The sequence below is a fragment of the Mycobacterium sp. SMC-21 genome (assembly GCF_045310825.1).
Classification (GTDB): Bacteria; Actinomycetota; Actinomycetes; order Mycobacteriales; family Mycobacteriaceae; genus Mycobacterium.
This window is the reverse complement of record NZ_JBJIAO010000038.1, coordinates 1-22,288: the sequence shown is the minus strand read 5'-3', so window position 1 is coordinate 22,288 and position 22,288 is coordinate 1. Positions and strand designations below refer to the sequence as shown.

Below are 22,288 nucleotides of genomic sequence, written 5' to 3'. Positions count from 1 at the left end.
AGCCCGGACACACAAAAAGCCACCGACCGTATTGGTCGGTGGCTTTGACGCTGGTGATCACCCCAGCGAGTCCCTGCGTGCACGCGATTTCAGTGCACGGGCGTCGCGCCTCGGCGCGGCGTCAGACTCGCGGGTGAACCCGCGGAATCAGACAGCCTCGGCGAGGTCGGGGAACTGCTCGGACGTGTCACCCTCGATCAGGACGTCCCCGTGGTACAGGGCATCGAAATCTACTTTGATGACATCTGCGTTGGTGTCGTCGATCCACATGTCTATGAGGCTATGGGTCGCTATTAAGAAATCATTGAGTCACGATTCGGAAAACGTTGGCAATTCTTACCGCTGGGTAGGTTGGCCTACTCCGACCCCCAAGTGACCCGTGGGTAGCTCACATTCCGCAAGGTCGCAGGTGATCTTGATGTGCTGACAGCGGTCCTGGTCGCGGCTTAGTTCACTGGCCAGTAGCAAACATGATGACGGTCACCGCGGTAACGCCTGGTGGGTGGTGTGAACCAGACGTCAATAAATCTCGTGACCAGGGGTGAGTGAGCATTGACAGGTCTGAGTTATCGACGATAACTTAGCGGTGTTAGCAGAAGGGGACTGCATGCTTAACCGCATCGCGCTGCTGGCCATCGCCGCGCCGAAGAGAATTCTGGCCGTCGCGGGGCTGGTCCTGATCGCCGCGGCGATCTTCGGTGTCCCGGTCGTCAAGACCCTGCCCGCGGGCGGCTTCCAAGATCCGAAGTCCGAGTCGGCACAAGCCAGCCGGCTGCTGGCCACCAAGTTCCACCAGGGCGACATGCCGATGCTGGTTACCGTCACCGCGCCTGACGGGGTGCAGGGCCCGGCGGCTTCCGTCGCCGCCCGCGAGATCGTCGACCATCTGAAGGCTTCGCCGCACGTCGCCTACGTGTCTTCGGCCTGGACGGTGCCGCCGGCCGCGGCCGGGGAATTGATCAGCAAGGACGGCAAGTCCGGGCTGATCGTCGCCGGCATGAACGGCGGTGAGAACAACGCGCAGAAGTACGCCCAGGAACTCGCCGACCAGGTTGTCCACGACCGGCCGGGTGTCACCGTCAAGGCCGGTGGCGGGGCGATCATCTACTCCCAGATCAACACCCAGACAGAACATGATCTGCTGCTGATGGAGTCCATCGCGATACCGCTCAGCTTCCTGGTGCTGGTGTGGGTGTTCGGGGGACTGGTCGCTGCGGCGTTGCCGATCCTGGTGGGCGGATTGGCGATGACCGGCACCCTGGCGGTGCTGCGGACCATCACGTTCTTCACCGACGTGTCCGTCTTCGCGCTGAACGTCGCCACCGCGCTCGGGCTCGCCCTCGCCATCGACTACACATTGCTGATCATCAGTCGCTACCGCGACGAGGTGGCCGAGGGCCAGCCCCGGGACCGGGCGCTGATCCGCACCATGGTCACCGCGGGCCGCACCGTGTTGTTTTCGGCGACCACGGTCGGCCTGTCGATGGCCGCGATGCTGATGTTCCCGATGTACTTCCTCACCTCCATCGCGTACGCCGGCATCGCGACGGTCGCATTCGCCGCCGCGGCCGCGGTGATCGTCACGCCGGCCGCCATCTGGCTCCTCGGCGACCGGCTCGATTCCCTCAGCCTGCCGCACCTGTTCCGGCGCGACACCACGCCCAAACCCGTGCAGGAAATGTTCTGGTACCGCGCCGCCAAAGCCGTGATGCGCCGCTCGGTCTCGGCGAGCCTCGCCGTCGTCGCGCTGCTGCTGGTGCTGGGCGCGCCCTTCCTCGGTGCGAAATGGGGATTCCCCGACGAGCGGGTACTGCCGACCACGGCGTCGGCACACCAGCTGGGGGACCAGCTGCGCAACGACTTCGCCAACAACTCCGCCACCGACATCACCGCCGTCATTCCCGACGCCGCCGGGCTGAGCCCGGCCGCTTTCGATACGTACGCCGCCGATGTCTCGCGCGTCGCCGCGGTCACCGAAGTCTCCTCGCCCACTGGCACTTTCGTCGGCGGCCGGAAAGTGGGCCCGGCCGGTCCCGGCGCGGCGATCGTCGACGGCAGCGCCTTCCTGACAATCGGCAGCAGCGCGCCGCTGTTCTCGGACGCGTCTCAGGCGCAGCTCGATGCGGTGCACGCCGTTCGGGGGCCGGACGGGCGGCTGGTGCAGTTGGCGGGCGTCGCCCAGATCAGTCACGACAGCGTGCAGGCCGTCACCGACCGGCTGCCGTGGGTGCTGGCCGTCATCGCCGTCATCACACTCGGGCTCCTGTTCCTGCTCACCGGCAGCGTGGTCCTGCCGGTGAAAGCCGTTGTCCTCAATGTCCTTTCGCTCACGGCGGCATTCGGTGCGCTGGTCTGGATCTTCCAGGACGGTCACCTCGGCGCGCTCGGCACCACGGCGACCGGAACGCTGGCGTCGAACATGCCGGTGCTGCTGTTCTGCATCGCGTTCGGGCTGTCGATGGACTACGAGGTGTTCCTGGTCGCTCGCATCCGGGAGTTCTGGCTCGTCGAACAGGACAACGACGAGAGCGTCGCGCTCGGCCTGGCCCACACCGGCCGCGTCATCACCGCGGCGGCCCTCGTGATGTCGATTTCGTTCGGCGCGCTGATCGCCGCCGAGGTGTCGTTCATGCGGATGTTCGGGCTCGGCCTGACCATCGCCGTCCTGGTCGACGCCACCCTGGTGCGGACGGTGCTGGTGCCGGCGTTCATGCACCTGATGGGGCGGTGGAACTGGTGGGCGCCGGCGCCGCTGGCGCGGCTGCACAAACGCATCGGTATCAGTGAATCGGCGCCCCAGCTGTCGGCGTGCGGCGCGCGATGACGGCGGCCAAACGGCGTCGTGCCCCGCGCGGTTCCGGCGACCAGCTGCGCGACGAAATCCTGGACGCGGCAACCGAAATCCTCCTGGAATCGAACCAGGAGAAGGCGGTGTCCATCCGGTCCGTCGCACAGCGGGTGGGCGTCACCCCACCATCGATCTACCTGCATTTCGCTGACAAGGACACCTTGTTGGACGCGGTGTGCGGCCGGTACTTCGAGCAACTGGACGACGTGATGCAGCACGTGGCCGCCGAACAGCCGACGACGATCGACCGGTTGCGGGCGCAAGGGCTGGCGTATGTCCGCTTCGCCCGCCAGAACCCCGAGCTCTACCGGATCGCCATGATGTCCGAGGGACATCCCGGCAGCGACGTGGACCAGGCCCTGAACACCGCGGCATTCGTGCACATGCGGGATTCGGTGCAGGCCCTGATGGACGGGGGCGGCTCTCCGCTCGGCGACGTCACGGTGGCGGCGCTCGGGTTGTGGACAGTGGCGCACGGTCTTGCGGCGTTGTTCATCTCGCGGCCGTATCTGCCGTTCGGCGATCCCGAGGAGTTCGCCGACCGCGTGCTCAGCGCCGCGTGCCTCGGTGGCATGGTGAGAGGACTGGGCGGACCGGATACGACGCCGCAACAGCTGGTCGAACGACTGAAAGGTTCCTGACGATGACCGATACCTCGGTGGACAATCCGTTCTTCGCCCGCATGTGGATCGCGATGTCGTCACGCGAGCGCAAGTTCATGACCAGGCTGCGGCAGGAGAATCTGGCGGAGCTCGGCGGCCGCGTACTGGAAATCGGCGCCGGAACCGGCACCAACTTCGCGTTCTACCCGGACACCGTGACCGAGGTGGTGGCCGTCGAGCCGGAGGTCCGGCTGGCTCCCCTGGCCCGGAAGGCGGCGCTCACCGCGCCGGTGCCGGTGACCGTCCGCACCGAGACCGTCGAGAACTTCGACGGCGACGATCTTTTCGACGCCGTGGTGTGCTCCTTGGTGCTGTGCTCGGTTGACGAGCCGGAAAGCGTGCTGCGGCAGATGTATTCACGGCTCAAGCCCGGCGGCGAACTGCGCTACTTCGAGCACGTCGCCAGCGGCGGGGTGCGTGGCCGGGTGCAGCGATTCCTGGATTCGACGTTCTGGCCGAAGATTTCGGGCAACTGTCACGCACATCGGGAGACCGAGCGGAGCATCATCGGCGCAGGTTTCGAGGTTTCGGATGCCCGTCGCGTGCTGATGCTGCCGGGCTGGGTGCCGCTGGCAGAGGTGGCGCTGGGGCGGGCCGTCAGGCCTGCTTGATCGTCGACAGCAGTTCCGGCAGGCGCTGCAACAGGGTCGGCAGCGCGTTGGCCGCCGTCTCGCGCAGGGACACCGTGGCCAGATCGGAGAACGGTGTCGGCTTCGGATTCACCTCGATCACCGGGATGCCCTGCTGCACAGCGGCTTCCGGTAGGGACGCCGCCGGGTATACCACCGACGACGTGCCGACGGTGATCACCAGGTCGGCCCCGCTGACCGCTGCGACCGAGTTGTTCCAGGCGTCGGAGGGCAGGTTCTCGCCGAACCACACGACATTGGGCCGCACCAGGCCGCCGCAGTAGCACTCCGGCGGTTCTATGGCGATTTCGGGCTCAGGCATCGGCGGCAGCGTGCCTTCGAAGTTGGCTTTGCAACTGTCGCAATGGAACTGGAACAGGCTGCCGTGCAGGTGGTGGACCCGTGTGCTGCCGGCGCGCTCGTGCAGGTCGTCGATGTTCTGGGTGACGATGTCGACCTCGGTGTAGTCCTGCCACGCAGCCACGGCCCGGTGGCCGTCGTTGGGGGACACGTTGCCCATCATGTGGTGGCGCCACAGATACCAGGCGAACACCCGCTCGGGGTGGCGGCGCCAGGCGTCCGAACTCGAGATCTCGTAGGGGTCGGTGTTGGCCCACAGTCCGGTCTCGGCGTCCCGGAAGGTCGGCACGCCACTGTCGGCGGACATCCCCGCACCGCTGAACACCGTCACCCGCATTGGACCACGTTATCGGGTCTTGGGTGATCTGGGCCACCTCGTCATCGGTCATACTCGGCTGGTGACCGATTTCGCTGAGTGGGTGCACCTCGACCCGCACGCGGGGCCGTTGTTCGACCAGCTGCGGCTGCAGATCATCGACGCGATTCGCGACGGCCGGCTGCCTGCCGGGACCCGGCTGCCCACCGTCCGTGACCTGGCCGGCACGCTGGGAATGGCGGCCAATACCGTCGCCCGGGCCTACCGCGAGCTCGAGACCGCCGGGGTCCTCGAAACCCGGGGGAGGTCTGGAACTTTCGTGGCGGCTGCCGACCCGGCTGCCGCGGCCATGGTGGACGCGGCCAATGCCTTCGCCGACACCGCCCGGGCATTGGGCGTGCTGAAAGCCGACGCGCTGCGGTATCTGGACGCGGCGTTCGAGTAGGGCGGGGTGCTTCGCGAGTGTGCGAGCAGAGCGCCCGTTTCGCGGATCCGGCGAGCTGTGTGCACATTCGCGCGCCAGTTCCTGGCCGCTGCGGGGCTTCGCATGAGTGCGCGCTGGGAGCTGTCGCAAAACGTGACATTGTCAGCCCTTGGTGACGGCTTTGACCTGGCACTGCCGCCGGAGGGTGGTGCGCAGGACGGGGATTGAACCCGCGGCATCCGTCTTATAAGGACGGCGCTCTGACCAACTGAGCTACCTGCGCATGCGCGCCCCTGGAGAGATTCGAACTCCCAGCCATCTGCGTCGAAAGCAGGTGCTCTTCCGTTGAGCTACAGGGGCATTTGGCGGAGGCGGCGGGAGTCGAACCCACAACCGCTGGACAGCGGCCACGGCTTAGCAAGCCGCTGCATTACCGTTCTGCCACGCCTCCGTGGTTGTCCGGGATGGGCTTGAACCACCTGCCTCCGCCGTATCAGGGCGACGCTCTAACCAGATGAGCTACCGGACATTGGGTCAGTGCCGCGGATTGCAGTCAGTGGGCGACTGCAATCCGCGGCGTTGTCGAAGTTGGGGTGTGCGACGGGACTCGAACCCGCTTCGCCCAAGCTCACAACCTGGGGCCTCGACCGCTTCGGCATCGCACACAGCGGAAGACAGAGGAGTCGAACCCCAGGGCTTTCACCCCGCGCCCGTTTTCGAAACGGGATGCGCCACCACGGCGCGCTGTCTTCCTGAAGCTGACCCGCCAGGATTCGAACCTGAACCGGCTGAACCAAAATCAGCAGTGCTACCGGTTACACCACGGGTCATCGGTGCGTGCGGAGGGATTCGAACCCCCTGTGCCTGAAGGCCTCTGGTTTACAGCCAGGTGCGACACTCCCGCGTCGCCGCGCACGCTTGGCTACCCCGGCAGGAGTCGAGCCTGCAACCTACTCCGTAACAGGGAGCTGCTCTGCCAGTTGAGCTACGGGGCAACATGTTTCGTCGTGGCGAGGCGAGAGGTGACGGACCTCCCGCCCCGCCCGACGGGTTTCAAACCAATTCGGGGACCCGGTAGCGATCCCGATCGCGGGGTTCATAGGGCTCCCAGAGCAGCCGCATACCGGCTTCCTCCGGTGTGCGGTCACTCTTGCGGCCGTTGCACGGCGCGCACGCCGTAATGAGGTTCAGCCAGGTGTCTTGCCCGCCTCGCGACACCGGCTCGATGTGATCCAGCGTGTCGCCATGGCCACCGCAATAGCCGCAGGTGTAGCCGTCGCGAGCCAGGACCCCGTCACGGGTGACCCGGTTGTGCGGCCGGTACGGCACGTGGACGTACTGATGCAGCGCGACGGATGCGGGCAGCTCGATGACAGTCGACGGGCTGTGTATGTGCACGGCCGGACTGTGGCGTTCGATCACGTAGACCGAACCCCGCAGCAGCAACCGGACCGCCTCCTGCCAGCTCACGTGGGTCAGCACGCGGTAGTCGGCGTTGTACACCGCCACGGCCCGGTGACTGGCCTGGTGTTGTCGAAAATGCGTCATACCGCGTGCCTCCCTTCTGATCAGTTACACCTCACCGGCAGTGATGAATGTGCTGTGCGCCGTGAGGGTTTCGATCCCCCGTCTCCAGATTAAGAGTCTGGTGCTATCCCAGCTCAGCTAACGGCGCCTGTGCCCCGCGAGGGAGTCGAACCCCCAACACCTGGAACCTAAATCCAGTGCCTCTTCCAGTTGGGCCAGCGGGGCATGCGTGCGCTCGGCAGGATTTGAACCTGCACGCCGGGGCTACCGGCACCCGGGTTTGAGCCGGGCGCGTCTGCCGTAGTTTTCGCCACGAGCGCAGATGCCAACACTATGAAGTTCTCAAAGGTCCTACCGCGCAGTCTGATTCGTACCGCACTGCATGTCCGGATCGATCCGGCGTGTGATCAATGATGCGCATCGACGCGGGAGTTGTCGAGCGAATATGTACACGAAATATGTTGCTGTGCAACGCAATTGGGTGCAAGGAACTACAGGAACGTCAGGCGACGTTCCTGCCAGGGAAAACTGCAATGCTGTGGAATTTGTGAGAGTTGTCTTCTGGCCCGAGCTTCCGGCCGCCGCGCACGCCGGCATGCGCGGCGGAAGTACGGCGGGACGACGGGAAGCGCATGGGCTGCCAGAAAACGCTGCTCTGCTCACTCGATTCGTGCCGGGCTATGGAGCCGGCGGTGTCTGCGTACGACAAAGCCGCCGTCGGCGTCGAAGACACCTCGGCGAGCTGGTCGTCATGCAGAAAAGCCACGGAATCAACGGTAACAGCGCCGGGCGACAAAACCGAGTGGTTATTTCCGGCGGTGAAACCTCAACCGCGCCAGTGCAACACGTCGAGCGCGACGCCGACTTCGACGCTGTTGTCGGCGAGGGGGCGCGGCAGCAGTTCGTCGGCACGGGCCAGCCGGCGCAGCAAGGTGTTGCGATGCGTGAAGAGCTTGGCCGCGGCACGGGACACGTTGCACTGCTCATGGACGAACGCGCGCACCGCGGACCGCAATTCCGGGCTCGCGGCTTCCAGTTCGCCGAGAACCCGTTTGACGAATACCGCCGCACGGTCGGCGTCCGCGGTGAGCAGCGCCACGAGTTCGATATCGGTGTATTCGGCGATCTGCTGCGGTGAGTGCAGGCGCGCCATCATCTGCTGGGTGGTGATGGCGTCGAAGTGGCTGCGCCGGAACCCGTCGACCCCGGTGCCGGTGGAACCGATCGCGACGCGCACTTCGGCTCCGGCGGCTGAGGCCACCGCGTCGACGTCGACCGCGCCGGGTGCCCACACCCACCGGGTGGCGCTACTGGCCAGCACCGTGAGCGGGCGGCTACCGGCGGCACGCCCGAAAGTTTCAGCGGCACGGTCCAATTGAGACAGGTCACCATCCGGGTTGTCGGTCCAGATGACGGCCGCGGTATGGGTGCCGCCGAGGCCGTATCCGAGGCGGCTTTCGGCGCGCGGACGGGGGATCGGGGCGCCCTCCAGGAGCAGTGCCACGGTGGCGCGCCGCTCGGCGTGGCTGCCGCGCGTGAGTTCGTCGCGCTCGAGTTCGATCTGGGCGGCGATGGCTGCCAGGGTGGCCTCGATGAAATCGCTGATCGACTGTGAGCAGACGTCGAGCATCGCGTGCAGGTCGACGGGGTCGGAGGTCAGTTCGAAGGCGATGTCCATCAGGCGTCGCCATGCCACGCCTTCACCGACCCGGTAGGCGTCCAAGGTGTACGAGTCGACGCCGCGACGGACCATTTCCCGGGCGACGCTCATCGGCTCTGCGCCGGCGTTGGGCGGTACCGGTGCGCCGGGATCGCGCACGTTGGCCGCACCCCAGAACAACAGGTTCGAGCGGTTGCTCCGGCTGACGGCCGCGGCCAGTTCCGGATCGGAGGCGATGGCCGGATTGGCGCCCAGCACGGCGCGGTCGAGTTCTTCGAGCCATGCTGCAGGGGCGTTGACGACGACCTGCGCGCACTGCCGGATCAGGTCGCGTACCTGCGGTGATGGCTGCGCGCCGTCCATGGGGTGAGCGTATCGCGTGTGGTGCATTTTGCACCGCATGCAGCCAAAGTTGAGACGTTTTGACCTTCAGCCGGGGGCTCGTCGCGCGCCACCATTATTGCCAACCCCATCACCGCCAACAGGGAGTTCGCAATGGAACACACCGCCAACACAACCCAGGTCGACGTCCTGATCGTCGGCGCCGGAATCTCCGGCATCGGTGCCGCCTACTACCTGCAACAGGAGCACCCCGGACGGTCGTACGCGATCCTGGAATCCCGCGGCGCGACCGGCGGCACCTGGGATTTGTTCCGGTACCCCGGCATTCGCTCCGACTCCGACCTGCACACCTTCGGATACGAGTTCAAGCCGTGGCGCGACGAGGACGCCATCGCCTCCGCCGACAAGATCCTCGCCTACCTACGAGAGACGGTGCGCGAGAACAACATCGACCGCAACATCCGGTTCCACCACAAGGTGCTCGGGGCTGCGTGGGACAGCGACACCGCGCGGTGGCTGGTCGACGTCGAGCGGACCGATACCAACGAGCTGGTGCAGATCTCCGCGAACTGGCTGTTCTGTGCCGGTGGCTACTACCGCTACGACCAGGGCTTCACGCCGCAGTTCCCGGGCCGCGACCGGTTCGCCGGGCAGGTTGTGCACCCGCAGCACTGGCCGGAGGACCTCGACTACACGGGCAAGAAGGTCGTCATCATCGGCAGCGGCGCGACCGCGGTGACGCTGGTGCCGTCGATGGCGGCCAAGGCCGCGCACGTCACCATGCTGCAGCGTTCGCCGACCTACATCCTTCCCGTGCCGTCCAAGGACGCGTTCGCCAATGTGGCCGGCCGCGTGCTCGGCGCCGACCGGGGCTATGCGCTGGCCCGGCGCAAGAACGTCATCCGGCAGCGCGCGGTGTACACCCTGTGCCAGAAGTACCCCGCCGCCGCCCGGCGGGTGATCCGCTGGACCAACGCCCGCGAGCTGCCCGAGGGCTACCCCGTCGACACCCATTTCAGCCCCGACTACAAGCCGTGGGATCAGCGCCTGTGCACGGTGCCCGACGCCGACCTGTTCAAGGCGATCGGCAGCGGCAAGGCCACCGTGGTCACCGACCGGATCGCGACGTTCACCGAGACGGGCATCGAGCTGGAGTCCGGGCAGCACCTGGACGCCGACATCATCGTCACCGCAACGGGTTTGAACGTCCAGTTGTTCGGCGGGATCACGCTGACCGTTGACGGTCAGGCGGTGAACCTCTCGGAAACCGTCGCCTACAAGGGCATCATGCTGTCGGGCGTGCCGAACTTCGCCTTCGCCTTCGGCTACACCAACTCGTCGTGGACACTCAAGGTCGGTCTGCTGTGCGAGCACTTCTGCCGGCTGCTGCGCCACATGGATGAAAGCGGATTCGACAGCGTCCGGCCGGAGTTCGACGATGCGGGCATGGCGACCAAGCCCCTGCTGGACTTCGCGGCGGGATACGTGCAGCGGGTGGCAGACACCCTGCCTCGGCAGGGCGTGGACGGCCCCTGGGTGATGTCGATGAACTACAACTTCGACCGCGAGGTGCTGCGGCACGGCGCAGTGACGGACCCGAACCTGCGGTTCTCCACCGTCGCGCCCACGAAAGCCCGGGAGTTCGTGCCGGTTTCCTGATCGGCGCTCAGGGCGGCCGTTTACGCTGGCGGGAATGGAGAGCTTCTCGCCAGCGGTGCCGCCCGAGATCCCCGGTGTCCCTTCAGCTGTCGGCATCGAATTGCCGCCCGGGCCGGTGCCCGGGCGGCCCTATTCGCTGCCGCTGGATCTGCTCACCGAGCAGTACGGCCCGCTGTTCTACGCCGACCTCGGGCCCGGCAGGCGGCTCTATGCGTGCTCACTGGCCCTGGTCGACGAGCTCTGCGACGAGACCCGGTTCACCAAAGCGCTGACGGGCCGGTTGGCCCGGTTCCGTCCCGTGGTCGGCAACGGACTCTTCACCGCCTACCCCGGTGAGGAGGGCTGGCAGGAAGCCCACGATGTCCTGATTCCCGGCTTCAGCTTCAGCGGCCTGCGCAGCTATCACCCGGCGATGCTGGACATCAACCGGCAGCTCCTCGCGCAGTGGGACGCGGCCGTCGGCACCCGCGCCGTGGACGTCGCGGGGGACCTGGCGAAACTGGCCATGGACACCGTCGGCCTGGCCGGCTTCGGGGCCCGGTTCGACTCCTACCAGCACGACGGGCTTGCCGACATCCCAGCGAGTTTCGCGGCCACACTGAACCAGATCCTGCTCGGGTCCAATGCCGACCAGACGGTGTTCGAGACCGAGCGCGGCAAGCTGTTCAGCTTCATCGGCGACCTGATCGGCCGGCACCGTGCGGGGGAGGTGGACCTCGACGATCTCCTGGCCCTGATGCTGCAGCCCGGTCCCGACGGGGTGCCGCTGCTGGACGACGACAGCATCCGCAACCAGATCGCCACGTTCCTCGTTGCGGGCCAGGACACGACGTCGATACTGATGCCGACGGCCCTGTACAGCATCGTCAAGAACCCGGCGGTGCTGCACCGCGCGCAGGCCGAGGCGGATGCGGTGTTCGGCCCCGACGATGACCACGTGCCGGCGTTCGACGAGCTCGGCAAGCTCACCTACATTCGCCAGATCATCGACGAGGCGCTGCGCCTGTCCCCGCCGGTGCGGGAATTCGATCGAATGGCCTTGGCAGACACCGTCATCGGTGGCGAGTACCCGGTGCGGCAGGGTGAAGCCGTGACGGTGCTGACGTCGTCGCTGCATCGGCAACCGGAGTGGGGCGACAACGTCGAGATCTTCGATCCGGACCGGTTCGGGCCCGAACGGGCCGGGCAGCGACCGGTCAACCTGTTCAAGCCGTTCGGCACCGGCGCGCGGTCGTGCATCGGCCGCCAGTTCGCGCTGCACGAAGCGACCATGGCGATCGCCACTCTGGTGCACCGCTACCGGTTCGTCGACGTCGGGCACTACACGCTGCGTACCCACAGTGATGTGTTGCGCAAGCCGGAGGGGTTCTACGTCGAACTCATCCGCCGCACCCCGGAGGAGCGCCGCCAAGCTCCGGCGGCCGTCGCTGCCGCGCCGGTGACACAATCCCGCGCGACCGTGCCGCCGGGCACGAAACTGCTTGTGCTGCATGGTTCGAACCTCGGAAACTGCCGGTCGTTGGCGCAGCAACTCGGTGACGAGGCCGTCGACCTCGGCTACGAAACGACCGTCGCCGCACTGGATTCCGCAACCGCGGCACTGCCGGACCAGGGGGCGGTGGTGATCGTCGCCGCGTCGTACAACGGGATGCCGACCGACGATGCCCGGACGTTCGTGGACTGGCTGGACGGGTCGGCGGATCAAGTACCGGCAGTGCCGTACGCGGTACTCGGTGTCGGAGACCGGAACTGGGCCGAGACATACCTGGCGATACCGCGGCGCATCGACGCCCGGCTCGTGGAACTCGGTGCCACACAACTGCTTCCGATGGCCGAAGCCGACACCTCGGGCGACTTCGCTGGTGTGGTCGAGGATTTCTCGGTGGCACTGTGGAATGCGCTCGGCGGTGTCTTCGGCGCCGTCGCCGCCGATGAGCCCGTGGCCGATGAGCCGCTCTACGATCTGCGCGCCATCGACGGGCCGGTTACCGCCGCGATCGATGCCCGCCATCAAGTGCAACCGGCGACGGTGTTGGACAACATTCCGTTGGTGGACACGGGCTCCGAGTTCGGGCAGGACAAGCGGCTCATCCGGATCGCGCTGCCCGACGGCGTCGACTATCAGACCGGCGACCACCTGACCGTATTGCCGGACAACAGCCCCGCCCTGGTCGACGAGGTCGGTGAACTGCTGGACCTGCGCCTCGACCGTCGCATCTCGATCAATCCACGGCGCAGTACCCGGCGGGCCATCCCGATCGACCGGGAAGTCACTGTGCGCGAACTGCTTACGCACTTCCTGGAACTGCGCAAGCCGGCGACCCGCAGTCAGCTGCTACGGCTCGCGGCCGCCAACCCGTGTCCGCCGGAACGGGCCGCGCTGACCGCCCTGGCCGACGACCCCGAGGCCCGCGCACTGAGCATCACCGACTGCCTGGCGGAGTTCCCGGCCACCAAGCTGAGCCGCCAAGAGTTGTTGGAGCTCTTCGAACCGATGTCCCCGCGGCACTATTCGATCGCCACCTCGTCGCGCCGCCGCGTCCGGGAAGTCGAACTGGTCGTGGGGGTGCTGGAAGGGCCGGCCCGGTCCGGCTCCGGTGTCTTCCGCGGCGTCTCATCCAGCTACCTCGCGGATGCTGTGCCGGGACAGCAGATTCGGATGCGGGTCGACCCGGCTCGGCAGGCCTTCCGGGCGGGCGCCGATCCGACCCGCAACGTCATCCTGGTCAGCGCCGGGACGGGTGTGGCCCCGTTCCGGGGCTTCATCGGAGACCGGCTGGGCGCATTGGAAGCGGGCGAGCCGTTCACCGCCGCGCTGTGTTTCTTCGGCGTGCGGCACCCCGACGTGGACTACCTGTTCCGCCATGAGGCCGAGGACGCCGAACGTCTCGGCGTCGTGCGGATGCGGCCCGCGTTCTCCCGGGCCGGTGATGAGGTCAAGTACGTGCAGGACCGGATTGCCGCGGACGCCGACGAAGTCTGGGACATGCTCGGAAACCCGGACAACGACACCCACGTCTACGTGTGCGGCGACGGTGCCCGGATGGCGCCCGCCGTGCGCGCCGCGTTCCAGGACATCTACCGCAGCAAGACCGGCGCCGACGACGAGGCAGCCCGCGCCTGGCTCGCCGGACTGGTCAGCACCGACCGCTACGTCGAGGACGTCTGGGCCGGCTGACTGGTCGTGCCGCGCAGGGCGGTCAGCCCGCGCATGCCGTGGTAGATCACCAGCGCCGCAACGGAACCGAGCGCGATGCCGGTGAACGTCAACGGTCCGGCCTGCCAGGTGAAGTCGGCGATGCCGATGATCAGCGGGATGGCGGCGGTCATCTGGTTGATCGGCTGCGAGAAATCCACGTGGTTGGTCAGCCAGATCCGCACCCCGAGGATGCCGACCAGACCGTAGAGCACGATCGTCGCCCCGCCCAGCACGCCCGGCGGAATGGCCGAGATGGCCGCACCGACCTTGGGACACAACGACAGTGCGACGGCCACGGCAGCAGCGACCCAATACGCGGCCGTCGAATAGATGCGGGTCGCCGCCATCACGCCGATGTTCTCGGCGTACGTGGTGGTGGCCGAACCGCCGCCCGCACCGGCCAGCACGGTGGCCACGCCGTCGGCCGCCAACGCCCGGCCCATCAGTGGATCCAGATCCTTCCCGGTCATCTGGCCCACTGATTTCACGTGCCCGATGTTCTCGGCGATCAGCGCGATCACCGCCGGCAAGAACATCGGCAGGACCGCCAGGCTGAACGACGGCCCGTGGAATTCGGGCAGCCCGATCCACGGGGCGGCGGCGATGGCCGCGGTGTTCACCTCGCCGAGAGCCAGTGCCAGCAGGTAGCCGACCACCACGGCCAGGAAGATCGCCAGCCGGCCGATGATGCCACGGAAGAACGCCAGGGTCGCGACCAACAGCACCAGCGTCACCAGCCCGACCAGCGGCCCCTTCTCAAAGTTGTTCTTCGCCGCCGGTGCCAGGTTGAAACCGATCAGGGCGACGATCGCACCGGTCACGACCGGCGGCAGCGTCACATCGAGCCAGTGCGTGCCGACCAGATGCACCACCCCGCCGACCAGGATCAGCAGCAGTCCCACGGCGATCAGGCCGCCCAGGGCGCTGCCGGTTCCATGCGCGGCGACCGCGGCGGTGACCGGCGCGATCACCGAGAAGCTCGACCCGAGATAGCTCGGCAGCCGATTTCCGGTGATGAGCAGGAATGCGATCGTGCCGACGCCGGAGAACAACAGCGTCGTGGCCGGCGGGAAACCGGTCAGCACCGGCACCAGGAATGTGGCGCCGAACATCGCCACCACGTGCTGGGCACCGATACCGATGGTGCGGGGCCAGCTGAGCCGTTCATCGGGGCCGACGACGGCGGCGTCCGGTCCGACCGGCGTCCAGGAGAGCGGAATCATCCGGTCATAGTGCCGGACCCGGTTCACTTTCGCTGTCTGTCAGCACGTTTGGCCGGGTTGAGCTATTCGCCCGCAGCCAGGACCTTCTCGACGGTGCGCAGGTTTCGGGTGGTGGTCGACGACTTGTAGCGCTTCTTGCCCATGGTCTTACTGATCGCGCTGCTCAGGGTGTCGCCGCGAGCCACCTGCCAGTACAGGACGCCGTGACCGCGGCTGATCAATTCGTCGCCCACCGGTTCGAGCGCCGCGAGTTCATCGAGCACGTCCGGATCGCTGACGAACGTGATGTACGAATGGTGGCCGTCGACCTCACGCTCGAACGGGTAGTCCGCCGAGATGGTCCGGAGCTCCTTGATGGGGTACACCAGCACCCAGGCGTCGTACCCGAACGATTCCCGCAGCGCCGCTTCGGCTTTCGTACGTACCGTCGCAGCCTTGGCCGAGCTGGACAGCACCACGTTGCCACTGGCGAGCAGCGTCTTGACGTCGTCGAAGCCGGCCTCGCGGAAGGCGGCGGCGACTTCGGCCATCTTCAGGTTCACGCCGCCCACGTTGACGCCGCGCAGAAACACCGCGTACCGCGTCATACCAACTCCGTCATGACACCCAATGGTAGGCAGTTGCCCCGTACGCTGGGAGCCATGACCCGTCAGGTCTTCGAAGACAAGCTGCTCGCGCTGATCAGTGACAATTCGCTGGGCGTGCTGGCCACCATCAAGCGCGACGGTCGACCGCAGTTGTCGAACGTGTCCTATTACTTCGACCCGCGGGCCGTCACCATCGGGGTGTCGGTCACCGAACCCCGGGCCAAGACGCGCAATCTGCGGCGCGACGCCCGGGCGTCGATCTACGTCCGATCCGACGACGGGTGGGCGTACGCGGTGGCCGAGGGGGACGCGGTGCTGAGTCCGCCTGCCGCGGCACCCGATGACGACACCGTAGAAGGCCTGATTGCCTTGTACCGCAACATCTCCGGCGAACACCCGGACTGGGACGACTATCGCCGGGCGATGGTGGCCGACCGCCGGGTCCTGTTGACCATGCCCATCACTCACTTGTACGGGCTGCCTCCGGGCGTGCGCTGAACGCGCTAGTCTGCGTGCATGGCCGAGAACTCCGCCGAAGGTTCAGCATCGTCCGACGAGACCAAGCGCAAGTTCCGCGAGGCGCTCGAGCGTAAGAAGGCCGGCTCCGCCGGCGGCACCGCCCACCAGGACGGCGGGGCCAAGCAATCCAAGTCGCACGGCGCCGTCGGCGGTGGCCGCCGCGAGTTCCGCCGCAAGAGCGGTTAGTCCCGCGCCAACGCGCGGGCCCCGATGAGGGCCACGAGCATCACCGAAACACACTGCAGGCCGGTGTCTTTCAGGCCCCAACCGACTGACGCCAGGGTGGCGGCGCCGGCGATGACCAAAAGTGTGCCGACGGTCGCGCTACGCCAACCCGGTGCCGCGACCCGGCCGCCGTCCCACAACGGCAGCGGGTTGTTCTCCAGCGGGCGCAGGAGCAGGAACAGGCCGGCGACCAGCGCCGTCATGATCGTCATCTGGTAGACGCTCAAGACCAGGAAATGCGGCTGGCCGGGGTAGCGGGGCAGGCCCGCGAGGTCGAAGGCCAGGTGCATGCCGAGCAGGGCGGGCATGTGCCACAGGTACAGCGTCATGGCGCCGGTGTTGCCGATCACCGCGAGGCGCCACACCTGCGGCCGGGCGGCCCAGCGGCTGATGGCGGGGGCAGCCGCAATCGCGAACGCACACATCATGATTGCGTGACCGGCCAGCAGCAGCGACGGCGGCGTCATGTTCTTGATGTGCTGCGTCTCGATGCCGACGAGGCTCAGCTCATACGGGCCGATCCAGACCAGCGCCACGTTGACCGCGAGCATTCCGATGCCGACGCGCAGGGCGGCCGTGGTGGTCAGCAGCCCGCGGCGATACGCCACCCCGAGCATGCCGGGGATCAGCCACACCGCGAAGTTCAGATAGCCCAGCGCAGCCCAGGAGTGGTCGTTGATGCGGATGGTGTCGACGAGCGCGACGAGGGCGTAGGTGCCCGCCACGGAAGCGATGAGCCCGCCGGACGTCGTGATGCGCGCCAGCAGCGGCACCGCGGCCAGCACCAGCACATAGGCGCCCAGGAACCACAACAGCTGCGTGCTGATGCCGGCGACGGGTTCGTAGACGTGGATTGGCAGCAGTGGCTTGAGGATCAGCAACGCCGCGGCCCAGAAGGCCAGGTAGTAGAATACTGGCCGGTACAGCCGGGTGCAGCGCTTGAGCAGCCACCCGCCCCAGCTCGTCCCGCTCCCGTACGAGCCGACCGAGGCGGCCACACCGGCGAAGAAGAACAGCGGCATGATCTGGAACACCCAGGTCAGTGCCTGGAGCACCACGGATGTGGTCAGCAGGTTGCCCCAGCGGAACACCTCGTGGTCAATGATGCTGGTCGCCATGATCGTGTGCCCGGCGACGACGCCGACCAGCGACACGATGCGGATGACGTCGATGGCGCGGTCACGGTCGGCCGGCGTGCGCTGCGCGATCTCGGCAGCGGAAGGGAAGACGCGGGTGGTCATGCCTTCGAACGTAAGGGCCCGACCCCTAGGTATTGCTACTCAAATCAGGCTGACCTGCGGCGTTCCTGCCAGAGGACGGCAGCCAGGCAGACAGCCGCCAGGACCGCGATGATGACGGCGAAGCTGACCCCGGCCGCCTGCAGACCCCACCGCTGCGCGGCGAAACCGAGGCTGACGACCGGCAGCGAGATGGCCACATAGGCCACCACGAAGTACGTCGAGCTGACCTCGGCGCGACGCTCGGTCGCGGTGCCTTCCACGACGGCTGCCAAGCCGCGGCTGAAGCTGATGCCCTGCCCGATGCCGGCCACGACAGCGGCGACCAGCAGACCCGCCAGCGATGAAAATTGCAGGGCCACAGCCAGAATCGCCATCCCTGCCACGAGGATCGCGCAGCCCAGCGCGACGGCCCGCGGCGGATGCAGGCGGCGGCCGGCCAATTGCGCGGCGGCGGAGGCGACGAAGATCGATGCCGCGACGGCACCACCGACGGCGTGGTTGTCGATCCCGATGACGCTGCTGACGAACGACGGCGCCACCGCCGTGAACAGGCCCATCACCGCGAATCCGGCGAAGGCGGCGGTGGCCGCGAGGACGAAGGTGGCCCGGACCTCGGCGGGGACCGACAGCCGCTGGAAACCGATCCGGCCGGTGCGGCTCGACGTTTCGGGGACCAGCCACACCGCGGCGATGGCCAGCACGGCCAGCACGATGTGGACGAGGAACGGCAGCTGCAGCGGGTGCGGCGCGTACTGCACCAGCAGGCCGGCCACGACGGGCCCGGCGCCCAGTCCGCCGATGTTGGCGATGGTGGCGCCGGCCGCGGCCTGCTCGCGCCGCTCCTCCGGCACGGACTCGACGACGGCGGCCGTCGCGGTACCGGTGAAGATGCCCGCCGACAGCCCCGACAGCAGCCGGCCCACCAGCAGCAACGGCACGCTGTCGGCGTAGAGGAAGACGACGGCGCTCGCGATGGCCGCGACCGCACCCGCGATCAGCACCGGCCGCCGGCCGACGGCGTCGGACCAGCGGCCGAACAACAGCAGCGCGGCAAGCACGCCGATGGCGTAGGCCGAGAAGATGACGGTCGTCGTCAGGACCGCGAAGTGCAGTTCGTGGGCGTACAACGCGTAGATCGGCGTCGGCAGCGTGGTGCCCAACATGATGGCGGCGAAGGCGTAGGCGAGCAGCGGGAAGCCGAGGCGCGAGGTCACGGTTCGAGTCTGGAGCACGGGTAGGGCAACACGCGCGGGACCCGCTGGCATTCCGCGGTGCTCATCGGACCGTGCGTGGCGGCGCGGGCGATGTCACGACGATCACCTCGGCGGTCTCGTCGCCGACCTGGCGGAGCTTGTGCTGCGTAGCGGCGTCGAAATAGGCACAGTCACCCGCGGACAGTTCGACGAGGCGGCCGTCGTAGTTGAGTTCGATGGTTCCGGAGTGGACGAACACGAACTCCTGGCCGGGATGCGTCGGGTGGGCATGGGCGGCGAACTGGCGGCCCGGGCGCACGACGAACGGCGACATGGCCTTGCCGAGCATGCCCGCGGCGATCGCGTGATTGCGGGCGGTGCCGCGGTCGGCGGCGCGCTCGACGGCGAAGGTGCTGACTTCCGGGTCGTCGGAAAACAGTTGCGCCACATCGACATCGAGGGTCCGCGAGATTTTCAGTGCGGCGGCGATGGACGGCACGCTCTGGCCGCGCTCGACCTTGGACAGGTAGCTCTTGGTCAGCCCGGTACCGGCTGCCAGTTCCTCCAGCGTCATCCCGCGTTGCTGGCGCACCGCTCGCAACAAGCCACTCACGGCACCGAGGATACCGCATTGACTGCATGACACTTTGTGTCCTACAGTCGGCAATGTGTCATCCAGGTGCGGCCACGCACCGAGGCTGAGGGAGGTTCCGATGACCGACACCATGCACGACTCCAAGAGCGAACTGATGCAGCGCGCCGAAGACGGGCTGAACCGTCATATCGCGGAGTCCGACCTGACCGTCCGCGAGAAGCTGGCCCTGACCTGCCGGGCACTGTTCGACGCGGGGCACGATTCGGGCCTGGCCGGGCAGATCACCGCCCGCGCCGAGGAGCCCGGCACGTACTACACGCAGCGGCTCGGGCTCGGCTTCGACGAGATCACCGCCGGCAACCTGCTGCTCGTCGACGAAGACCTCAACGTCCTCGACGGCGGCGGAATGGCCAACCCCGCCAACCGCTTTCACTCCTGGATCTACCGCGCCCGGCCGGATGTGAACTGCATCGTGCACACGCACCCGTTCCACGTCGCGGCACTGTCGATGCTCGAAGTCCCGCTGGCCGTGTCGCAGATGGACATCGCGCCGCTGTACGACGACTGCGCCTTCCTGAAGGACTGGCCGGGCGTGCCCGTCGGAAACGAAGAAGGCGAGATCATCTCCGGCGCGCTGGGCGACAAGAAGGCGATCCTGCTGGCCCACCACGGCCAGGTCGTCGCCGGCGCCAGCGTCGAGGAAGCCTGCTCACTGGCCATGCTCATCGAACGCGGCGCCAGGCTCCAACTGGCCGCCATGGCCGCCGGCACCATCGCTCCGCTGCCCGACCGACTGGCCCGCGAGGCCCACGACTGGACGCTGACGCCCAAACGCAGTGTCGCCAACTTCGCCTACTACGCGCGGCGCGCCCTGGTGCGCCACCCCGACGCCCTCGACCACTGACCAACCCCGGAAAGGACCTGACCCATGACCGAGACACCCAGGATTCACGGCATCATCGCTTACCCGATCACCCCGTTCACCGCTGACGGAAACAATGTCGACACCGAGACGCTGGCCGCCGTCGTCGAGCAACTCGTCAGCACCGGCGCACACGCCATCGCTCCGCTGGGCAGCACCGGCGAATCGGCGTACCTCACCGAGGACGAGTTCGACGCCGTCGTCGACACCACGGTCGCCGCCGTCGCCGGTCGCGTCCCCGTCATCGTCGGCGCGTCAGATCTGACCACTGCCAACACCATTCGGCGCGCACGGTACGCGCAGCAGGCCGGTGCCGATGCCGTCATGGTGCTGCCGATCTCCTACTGGAAGCTGAACGAGCGCGAGATTTTCCAGCACTACGCCAGTATTTCGGCCGCCGTCGACCTGCCGATCATGGTCTACAACAACCCCGCCACCAGTGGCATCGACATGGCTCCGGAACTGCTGGTGCGGATGTTCGACGACATCGAGAACGTGCGCATGGTCAAGGAATCCACCGGTGACCTCACCCGGATGCTGCGTATCAAGGAGCTCTCCGAAGGAGCGCTGCCGTTCTACAACGGAAGCAACCCACTGGTGCTCGACGCGCTGCTCGCCGGCGCGTCCGGATGGTGCACGGCCGCACCGAATCTGCGCCCGCAGCCTTGCGTCGAGCTGTACGACGCGGTGCGACGTGGCGACCGGGACCGGGCGCAGGAAATCTACGACGATCTCGCGCCGCTGCTGCGCTTCATCGTCGCCGGTGGTCTGCCGACGACCGTCAAAGCCGGGCTGGATCTGCTGGGGCGCAATGCCGGTGACCCGCGCCCGCCGCTGTTGCCGCTCGACGAGGACGGCCGCGCCGAACTCAAGGGCCTGCTGGCCAGCGCCTGAGTACGCCTACTGAACCGGGCAGGCGTACTTGCGGGCCACGTCCATCACGCGCTGCTGCGCGCCGGGCCCGATGACGCCTCGGTCGGGCTGTAATTGATCGGCGTTAGCGTGTTTGGATTGGACTGGCGATTGAACAGCTCTGGTTGTCAACACCGACAGACCAGATACAGCTTCCTTACTTCATTGCTGGCGACAGTCGGGTCAATGCCAGGATGCTGATCACGACAGCGGAGGCGACTACCAACAGGACCATGTACGTCTCGTACCAGCGATAGAAATTTCGGATCTTTGGGGCTTCGCGGAACGACTGATCGAGATAGTCCCTGAGCAAGGTCACTTCTTCCCTGCGGTAATCCAGCCAGGAAGCGACGCCTGCTAACAGGAAGGCGCATGTGAACGCCGCCACGATCGCTTGAAGCAACAACAAGCCGATCAAGCCCTTGTGGGCGTTATCGGCGCTGATGCCCCAGCCTCGATACCCGACGAACAGGGCAAGACCGGCGGTCACGATCGCTGCCGTCAGCGTTTGATACAAACTCAAGAACTTGTGCGCTGAATCGTTCAAAGCAGCGAGTTGGCTGTTGATGTACTTGTATCGCTCCAACACAACGGCATCTAGCTTTTCGTTGTTGTCTCCCACGAGGGAATCGTACTCGAACCTCGCGATTGCACTCAGACCGCAGCGTCGCGGGTATGGGCGACACAGGGGGCGAACGCAGTGCGGCTATTGGGCTGTAGCCCTCCGCCATGCGCAAGTTTCATCGGTTCAGAACCGTCGCCTTTCGAAACCGGGCTCCTGTGATGCTGAAACAGCGATGCGCATGAGTCTGATGTAGAAGTATGGAGAGCGCCGGCGCATCGCCGGTTTGCGTCACGCGCCGAAGTGATCGTGCGGTGCTGAGGCAGATTTGCGACCATACGAACGAAAAGGGCACATGACGACACTGTGGGCCAACCTCGAAGCAAAAGGCACCGCGGACTCTATCGCGAAAACAAAGAAGCTCGTCGAATATGCGTCCGGGATGCTCAATCTGGTCAGAGATACCTTTCCGACGTACACACTGCACAATTGCGTACATGCTGAAAACGTCATCAAACTTATGGAAGAATTGCTCGATAATGACATCAGTCGCCTCACGGCAGTCGAATCGGCGTTTCTTATACTGTCGGCCTACTATCACGATATTGGGCTCTTCGCAGTTGAGGGTGTAGAGGTCATCGGCGCGTCGTTGCCGGGATAGGGGTCGAGGTCTCTCGAAGATG

At 66.6% G+C, this 22,288-nt stretch carries 22 protein-coding genes, 12 tRNA genes and 1 pseudogene; 11 read left to right on the top strand and 24 right to left on the bottom strand.

The window, feature by feature from the left end:
* Positions 1 to 147 precede the first annotated feature (147 nt).
* On the bottom strand, positions 148 to 270 hold the full coding sequence (locus tag ACJH6H_RS24795) for a hypothetical protein (protein ID WP_020099274.1): 123 nt from the start codon (positions 268 to 270) through the stop codon (positions 148 to 150).
* A 337-nt stretch (positions 271 to 607) separates the two neighbouring features.
* Between ACJH6H_RS24795 and ACJH6H_RS24790 the strand changes: the two genes are divergently transcribed.
* Genes ACJH6H_RS24790 through ACJH6H_RS24780 form a run of 3 tightly spaced genes read left to right on the top strand, consistent with a single transcriptional unit; the run spans position 608 to position 4,121 of the window.
* The gene (locus ACJH6H_RS24790) at positions 608 to 2,824 is read left to right on the top strand and encodes an MMPL family transporter (RefSeq protein ID WP_406776025.1); all 2,217 of its coding nucleotides are present in this window, start codon (positions 608 to 610) and stop codon (positions 2,822 to 2,824) included.
* Complete coding sequence (locus ACJH6H_RS24785; RefSeq protein ID WP_406776037.1) at positions 2,821 to 3,489, top strand: TetR/AcrR family transcriptional regulator; 669 nt, start codon at positions 2,821 to 2,823, stop codon at positions 3,487 to 3,489. The genes ACJH6H_RS24790 and ACJH6H_RS24785 overlap by 4 nt, the downstream gene beginning before the upstream one ends.
* A 2-nt stretch (positions 3,490 to 3,491) precedes the next feature.
* Positions 3,492 to 4,121, top strand: a complete 630-nt coding sequence (locus ACJH6H_RS24780; RefSeq protein ID WP_406776024.1) for a class I SAM-dependent methyltransferase — start codon at positions 3,492 to 3,494, stop codon at positions 4,119 to 4,121.
* Here the strand turns inward: ACJH6H_RS24780 and ACJH6H_RS24775 are convergent.
* Positions 4,108 to 4,836, bottom strand: coding sequence for an NAD-dependent deacylase (locus ACJH6H_RS24775; protein ID WP_406776023.1), 729 nt, complete (start codon positions 4,834 to 4,836; stop codon positions 4,108 to 4,110). The two genes, ACJH6H_RS24780 and ACJH6H_RS24775, sit on opposite strands and share 14 nt — an antisense overlap.
* A 61-nt stretch (positions 4,837 to 4,897) precedes the next feature.
* Between ACJH6H_RS24775 and ACJH6H_RS24770 the strand changes: the two genes are divergently transcribed.
* Positions 4,898 to 5,260, top strand: coding sequence for a GntR family transcriptional regulator (locus ACJH6H_RS24770; RefSeq protein ID WP_406776022.1), 363 nt, complete (start codon positions 4,898 to 4,900; stop codon positions 5,258 to 5,260).
* Positions 5,261 to 5,445: 185 nt separating this feature from the next.
* Here the strand turns inward: ACJH6H_RS24770 and ACJH6H_RS24765 are convergent.
* The 15 genes from ACJH6H_RS24765 to ACJH6H_RS24695 form a co-directional block, all read right to left on the bottom strand.
* Positions 5,446 to 5,522 (bottom strand) — tRNA-Ile (locus tag ACJH6H_RS24765).
* Between the two features lie 5 nt (positions 5,523 to 5,527).
* Positions 5,528 to 5,599: transfer RNA gene (locus ACJH6H_RS24760), tRNA-Arg, on the bottom strand.
* 3 nt (positions 5,600 to 5,602) lie between these two features.
* Positions 5,603 to 5,690, bottom strand: a tRNA-Ser gene (locus ACJH6H_RS24755).
* Position 5,691: 1 nt separating this feature from the next.
* Positions 5,692 to 5,768, bottom strand: a tRNA-Ile gene (locus ACJH6H_RS24750).
* A 60-nt stretch (positions 5,769 to 5,828) separates the two neighbouring features.
* Positions 5,829 to 5,905, bottom strand: a tRNA-His gene (locus ACJH6H_RS24745).
* Positions 5,906 to 5,907: 2 nt separating this feature from the next.
* Positions 5,908 to 5,992, bottom strand: a tRNA-Ser gene (locus ACJH6H_RS24740).
* A gap of 5 nt (positions 5,993 to 5,997) precedes the next feature.
* Positions 5,998 to 6,069 (bottom strand) — tRNA-Gln (locus ACJH6H_RS24735).
* A 4-nt stretch (positions 6,070 to 6,073) separates the two neighbouring features.
* Positions 6,074 to 6,157, bottom strand: a tRNA-Tyr gene (locus ACJH6H_RS24730).
* Position 6,158: 1 nt separating this feature from the next.
* A tRNA-Asn gene (locus tag ACJH6H_RS24725) sits at positions 6,159 to 6,234 on the bottom strand.
* Positions 6,235 to 6,292: 58 nt separating this feature from the next.
* A complete protein-coding gene (locus ACJH6H_RS24720; RefSeq protein ID WP_406776021.1) occupies positions 6,293 to 6,787 on the bottom strand; it encodes an HNH endonuclease in 495 nt (164 codons plus the stop codon).
* A 55-nt stretch (positions 6,788 to 6,842) separates the two neighbouring features.
* Positions 6,843 to 6,914 (bottom strand) — tRNA-Lys (locus ACJH6H_RS24715).
* Positions 6,915 to 6,917: 3 nt separating this feature from the next.
* A tRNA-Leu gene (locus ACJH6H_RS24710) sits at positions 6,918 to 6,991 on the bottom strand.
* A 5-nt stretch (positions 6,992 to 6,996) separates the two neighbouring features.
* A tRNA-Leu gene (locus ACJH6H_RS24705) sits at positions 6,997 to 7,086 on the bottom strand.
* 182 nt (positions 7,087 to 7,268) lie between these two features.
* Positions 7,269 to 7,532 (bottom strand): hypothetical protein, encoded by a 264-nt coding sequence (locus ACJH6H_RS24700; protein ID WP_406776020.1) that lies wholly within the window; start codon positions 7,530 to 7,532, stop codon positions 7,269 to 7,271.
* A 60-nt stretch (positions 7,533 to 7,592) separates the two neighbouring features.
* Complete coding sequence (locus ACJH6H_RS24695) at positions 7,593 to 8,789, bottom strand: PucR family transcriptional regulator (RefSeq protein ID WP_406776019.1); 1,197 nt, start codon at positions 8,787 to 8,789, stop codon at positions 7,593 to 7,595.
* A 132-nt stretch (positions 8,790 to 8,921) separates the two neighbouring features.
* On the opposite strand from ACJH6H_RS24695, the gene ACJH6H_RS24690 reads away from it, so the two are divergent.
* Together ACJH6H_RS24690 and ACJH6H_RS24685 are read left to right on the top strand one after the other, a co-directional pair.
* The gene (locus tag ACJH6H_RS24690) at positions 8,922 to 10,427 is read left to right on the top strand and encodes a flavin-containing monooxygenase (RefSeq protein WP_406776018.1); all 1,506 of its coding nucleotides are present in this window, start codon (positions 8,922 to 8,924) and stop codon (positions 10,425 to 10,427) included.
* Between the two features lie 34 nt (positions 10,428 to 10,461).
* Positions 10,462 to 13,605, top strand: a complete 3,144-nt coding sequence (locus ACJH6H_RS24685) for a cytochrome P450 (protein ID WP_406776017.1) — start codon at positions 10,462 to 10,464, stop codon at positions 13,603 to 13,605.
* Here the strand turns inward: ACJH6H_RS24685 and ACJH6H_RS24680 are convergent.
* Both ACJH6H_RS24680 and ACJH6H_RS24675 read right to left on the bottom strand, forming a co-directional pair.
* Positions 13,578 to 14,849 (bottom strand): solute carrier family 23 protein, encoded by a 1,272-nt coding sequence (locus ACJH6H_RS24680; RefSeq protein ID WP_318986247.1) that lies wholly within the window; start codon positions 14,847 to 14,849, stop codon positions 13,578 to 13,580. The two genes, ACJH6H_RS24685 and ACJH6H_RS24680, sit on opposite strands and share 28 nt — an antisense overlap.
* Positions 14,850 to 14,911: 62 nt before the next feature.
* Positions 14,912 to 15,436, bottom strand: coding sequence for a DUF1697 domain-containing protein (locus ACJH6H_RS24675; RefSeq protein ID WP_406776016.1), 525 nt, complete (start codon positions 15,434 to 15,436; stop codon positions 14,912 to 14,914).
* A 54-nt stretch (positions 15,437 to 15,490) separates the two neighbouring features.
* On the opposite strand from ACJH6H_RS24675, the gene ACJH6H_RS24670 reads away from it, so the two are divergent.
* Together ACJH6H_RS24670 and ACJH6H_RS24665 are read left to right on the top strand one after the other, a co-directional pair.
* Positions 15,491 to 15,934 (top strand): PPOX class F420-dependent oxidoreductase, encoded by a 444-nt coding sequence (locus tag ACJH6H_RS24670; protein ID WP_061003919.1) that lies wholly within the window; start codon positions 15,491 to 15,493, stop codon positions 15,932 to 15,934.
* A gap of 18 nt (positions 15,935 to 15,952) precedes the next feature.
* A complete protein-coding gene (locus ACJH6H_RS24665) occupies positions 15,953 to 16,141 on the top strand; it encodes a DUF5302 domain-containing protein (protein WP_226520921.1) in 189 nt (62 codons plus the stop codon).
* Here ACJH6H_RS24665 and ACJH6H_RS24660 read toward each other — a convergent pair.
* The 3 genes from ACJH6H_RS24660 to ACJH6H_RS24650 are packed head-to-tail and all read right to left on the bottom strand — an operon-like array spanning position 16,138 to position 19,227.
* Positions 16,138 to 17,421, bottom strand: a complete 1,284-nt coding sequence (locus tag ACJH6H_RS24660; RefSeq protein WP_406776015.1) for an acyltransferase — start codon at positions 17,419 to 17,421, stop codon at positions 16,138 to 16,140. The two genes, ACJH6H_RS24665 and ACJH6H_RS24660, sit on opposite strands and share 4 nt — an antisense overlap.
* 44 nt (positions 17,422 to 17,465) lie before the next feature.
* A complete protein-coding gene (locus ACJH6H_RS24655) occupies positions 17,466 to 18,686 on the bottom strand; it encodes an MFS transporter (protein ID WP_406776014.1) in 1,221 nt (406 codons plus the stop codon).
* Between the two features lie 10 nt (positions 18,687 to 18,696).
* A complete protein-coding gene (locus tag ACJH6H_RS24650; protein ID WP_406776013.1) occupies positions 18,697 to 19,227 on the bottom strand; it encodes a helix-turn-helix domain-containing protein in 531 nt (176 codons plus the stop codon).
* Positions 19,228 to 19,327: 100 nt separating this feature from the next.
* On the opposite strand from ACJH6H_RS24650, the gene ACJH6H_RS24645 reads away from it, so the two are divergent.
* Positions 19,328 to 20,113, top strand: coding sequence for an aldolase (locus ACJH6H_RS24645; protein ID WP_406776012.1), 786 nt, complete (start codon positions 19,328 to 19,330; stop codon positions 20,111 to 20,113).
* A gap of 24 nt (positions 20,114 to 20,137) precedes the next feature.
* Positions 20,138 to 21,025 (top strand): dihydrodipicolinate synthase family protein, encoded by an 888-nt coding sequence (locus ACJH6H_RS24640; protein ID WP_406776011.1) that lies wholly within the window; start codon positions 20,138 to 20,140, stop codon positions 21,023 to 21,025.
* A gap of 6 nt (positions 21,026 to 21,031) precedes the next feature.
* On the opposite strand, the pseudogene ACJH6H_RS24635 reads toward ACJH6H_RS24640, so the two are convergent.
* Together ACJH6H_RS24635 and ACJH6H_RS24630 are read right to left on the bottom strand one after the other, a co-directional pair.
* Positions 21,032 to 21,106 (bottom strand): annotated as a pseudogene (locus ACJH6H_RS24635) (DUF732 domain-containing protein); the annotation flags it as partial.
* 94 nt (positions 21,107 to 21,200) lie between these two features.
* The gene (locus ACJH6H_RS24630; RefSeq protein WP_406776010.1) at positions 21,201 to 21,665 is read right to left on the bottom strand and encodes a hypothetical protein; all 465 of its coding nucleotides are present in this window, start codon (positions 21,663 to 21,665) and stop codon (positions 21,201 to 21,203) included.
* A 295-nt stretch (positions 21,666 to 21,960) separates the two neighbouring features.
* On the opposite strand from ACJH6H_RS24630, the gene ACJH6H_RS24625 reads away from it, so the two are divergent.
* Complete coding sequence (locus ACJH6H_RS24625) at positions 21,961 to 22,266, top strand: hypothetical protein (RefSeq protein ID WP_406776009.1); 306 nt, start codon at positions 21,961 to 21,963, stop codon at positions 22,264 to 22,266.
* The last annotated feature ends 22 nt before the right edge of the window (positions 22,267 to 22,288 follow it).

Coding starts and splice junctions, on each gene's coding strand:
- ACJH6H_RS24665 (WP_226520921.1), top strand. CDS start 15,953: ATGGCCGAGAACTCCGCCGAAGGTTCAGCATCGTCCGACGAGACCAAG.
- ACJH6H_RS24660 (WP_406776015.1), bottom strand. CDS start 17,421: ATGACCACCCGCGTCTTCCCTTCCGCTGCCGAGATCGCGCAGCGCACG.
- ACJH6H_RS24795 (WP_020099274.1), bottom strand. CDS start 270: ATGTGGATCGACGACACCAACGCAGATGTCATCAAAGTAGATTTCGAT.
- ACJH6H_RS24690 (WP_406776018.1), top strand. CDS start 8,922: ATGGAACACACCGCCAACACAACCCAGGTCGACGTCCTGATCGTCGGC.
- ACJH6H_RS24790 (WP_406776025.1), top strand. CDS start 608: ATGCTTAACCGCATCGCGCTGCTGGCCATCGCCGCGCCGAAGAGAATT.
- ACJH6H_RS24645 (WP_406776012.1), top strand. CDS start 19,328: ATGACCGACACCATGCACGACTCCAAGAGCGAACTGATGCAGCGCGCC.
- ACJH6H_RS24625 (WP_406776009.1), top strand. CDS start 21,961: ATGACGACACTGTGGGCCAACCTCGAAGCAAAAGGCACCGCGGACTCT.
- ACJH6H_RS24780 (WP_406776024.1), top strand. CDS start 3,492: ATGACCGATACCTCGGTGGACAATCCGTTCTTCGCCCGCATGTGGATC.
- ACJH6H_RS24655 (WP_406776014.1), bottom strand. CDS start 18,686: ATGCCAGCGGGTCCCGCGCGTGTTGCCCTACCCGTGCTCCAGACTCGA.
- ACJH6H_RS24695 (WP_406776019.1), bottom strand. CDS start 8,789: ATGGACGGCGCGCAGCCATCACCGCAGGTACGCGACCTGATCCGGCAG.
- ACJH6H_RS24675 (WP_406776016.1), bottom strand. CDS start 15,436: ATGACGCGGTACGCGGTGTTTCTGCGCGGCGTCAACGTGGGCGGCGTG.
- ACJH6H_RS24785 (WP_406776037.1), top strand. CDS start 2,821: ATGACGGCGGCCAAACGGCGTCGTGCCCCGCGCGGTTCCGGCGACCAG.
- ACJH6H_RS24670 (WP_061003919.1), top strand. CDS start 15,491: ATGACCCGTCAGGTCTTCGAAGACAAGCTGCTCGCGCTGATCAGTGAC.
- ACJH6H_RS24775 (WP_406776023.1), bottom strand. CDS start 4,836: ATGCGGGTGACGGTGTTCAGCGGTGCGGGGATGTCCGCCGACAGTGGC.
- ACJH6H_RS24680 (WP_318986247.1), bottom strand. CDS start 14,849: ATGATTCCGCTCTCCTGGACGCCGGTCGGACCGGACGCCGCCGTCGTC.
- ACJH6H_RS24685 (WP_406776017.1), top strand. CDS start 10,462: ATGGAGAGCTTCTCGCCAGCGGTGCCGCCCGAGATCCCCGGTGTCCCT.
- ACJH6H_RS24720 (WP_406776021.1), bottom strand. CDS start 6,787: ATGACGCATTTTCGACAACACCAGGCCAGTCACCGGGCCGTGGCGGTG.
- ACJH6H_RS24640 (WP_406776011.1), top strand. CDS start 20,138: ATGACCGAGACACCCAGGATTCACGGCATCATCGCTTACCCGATCACC.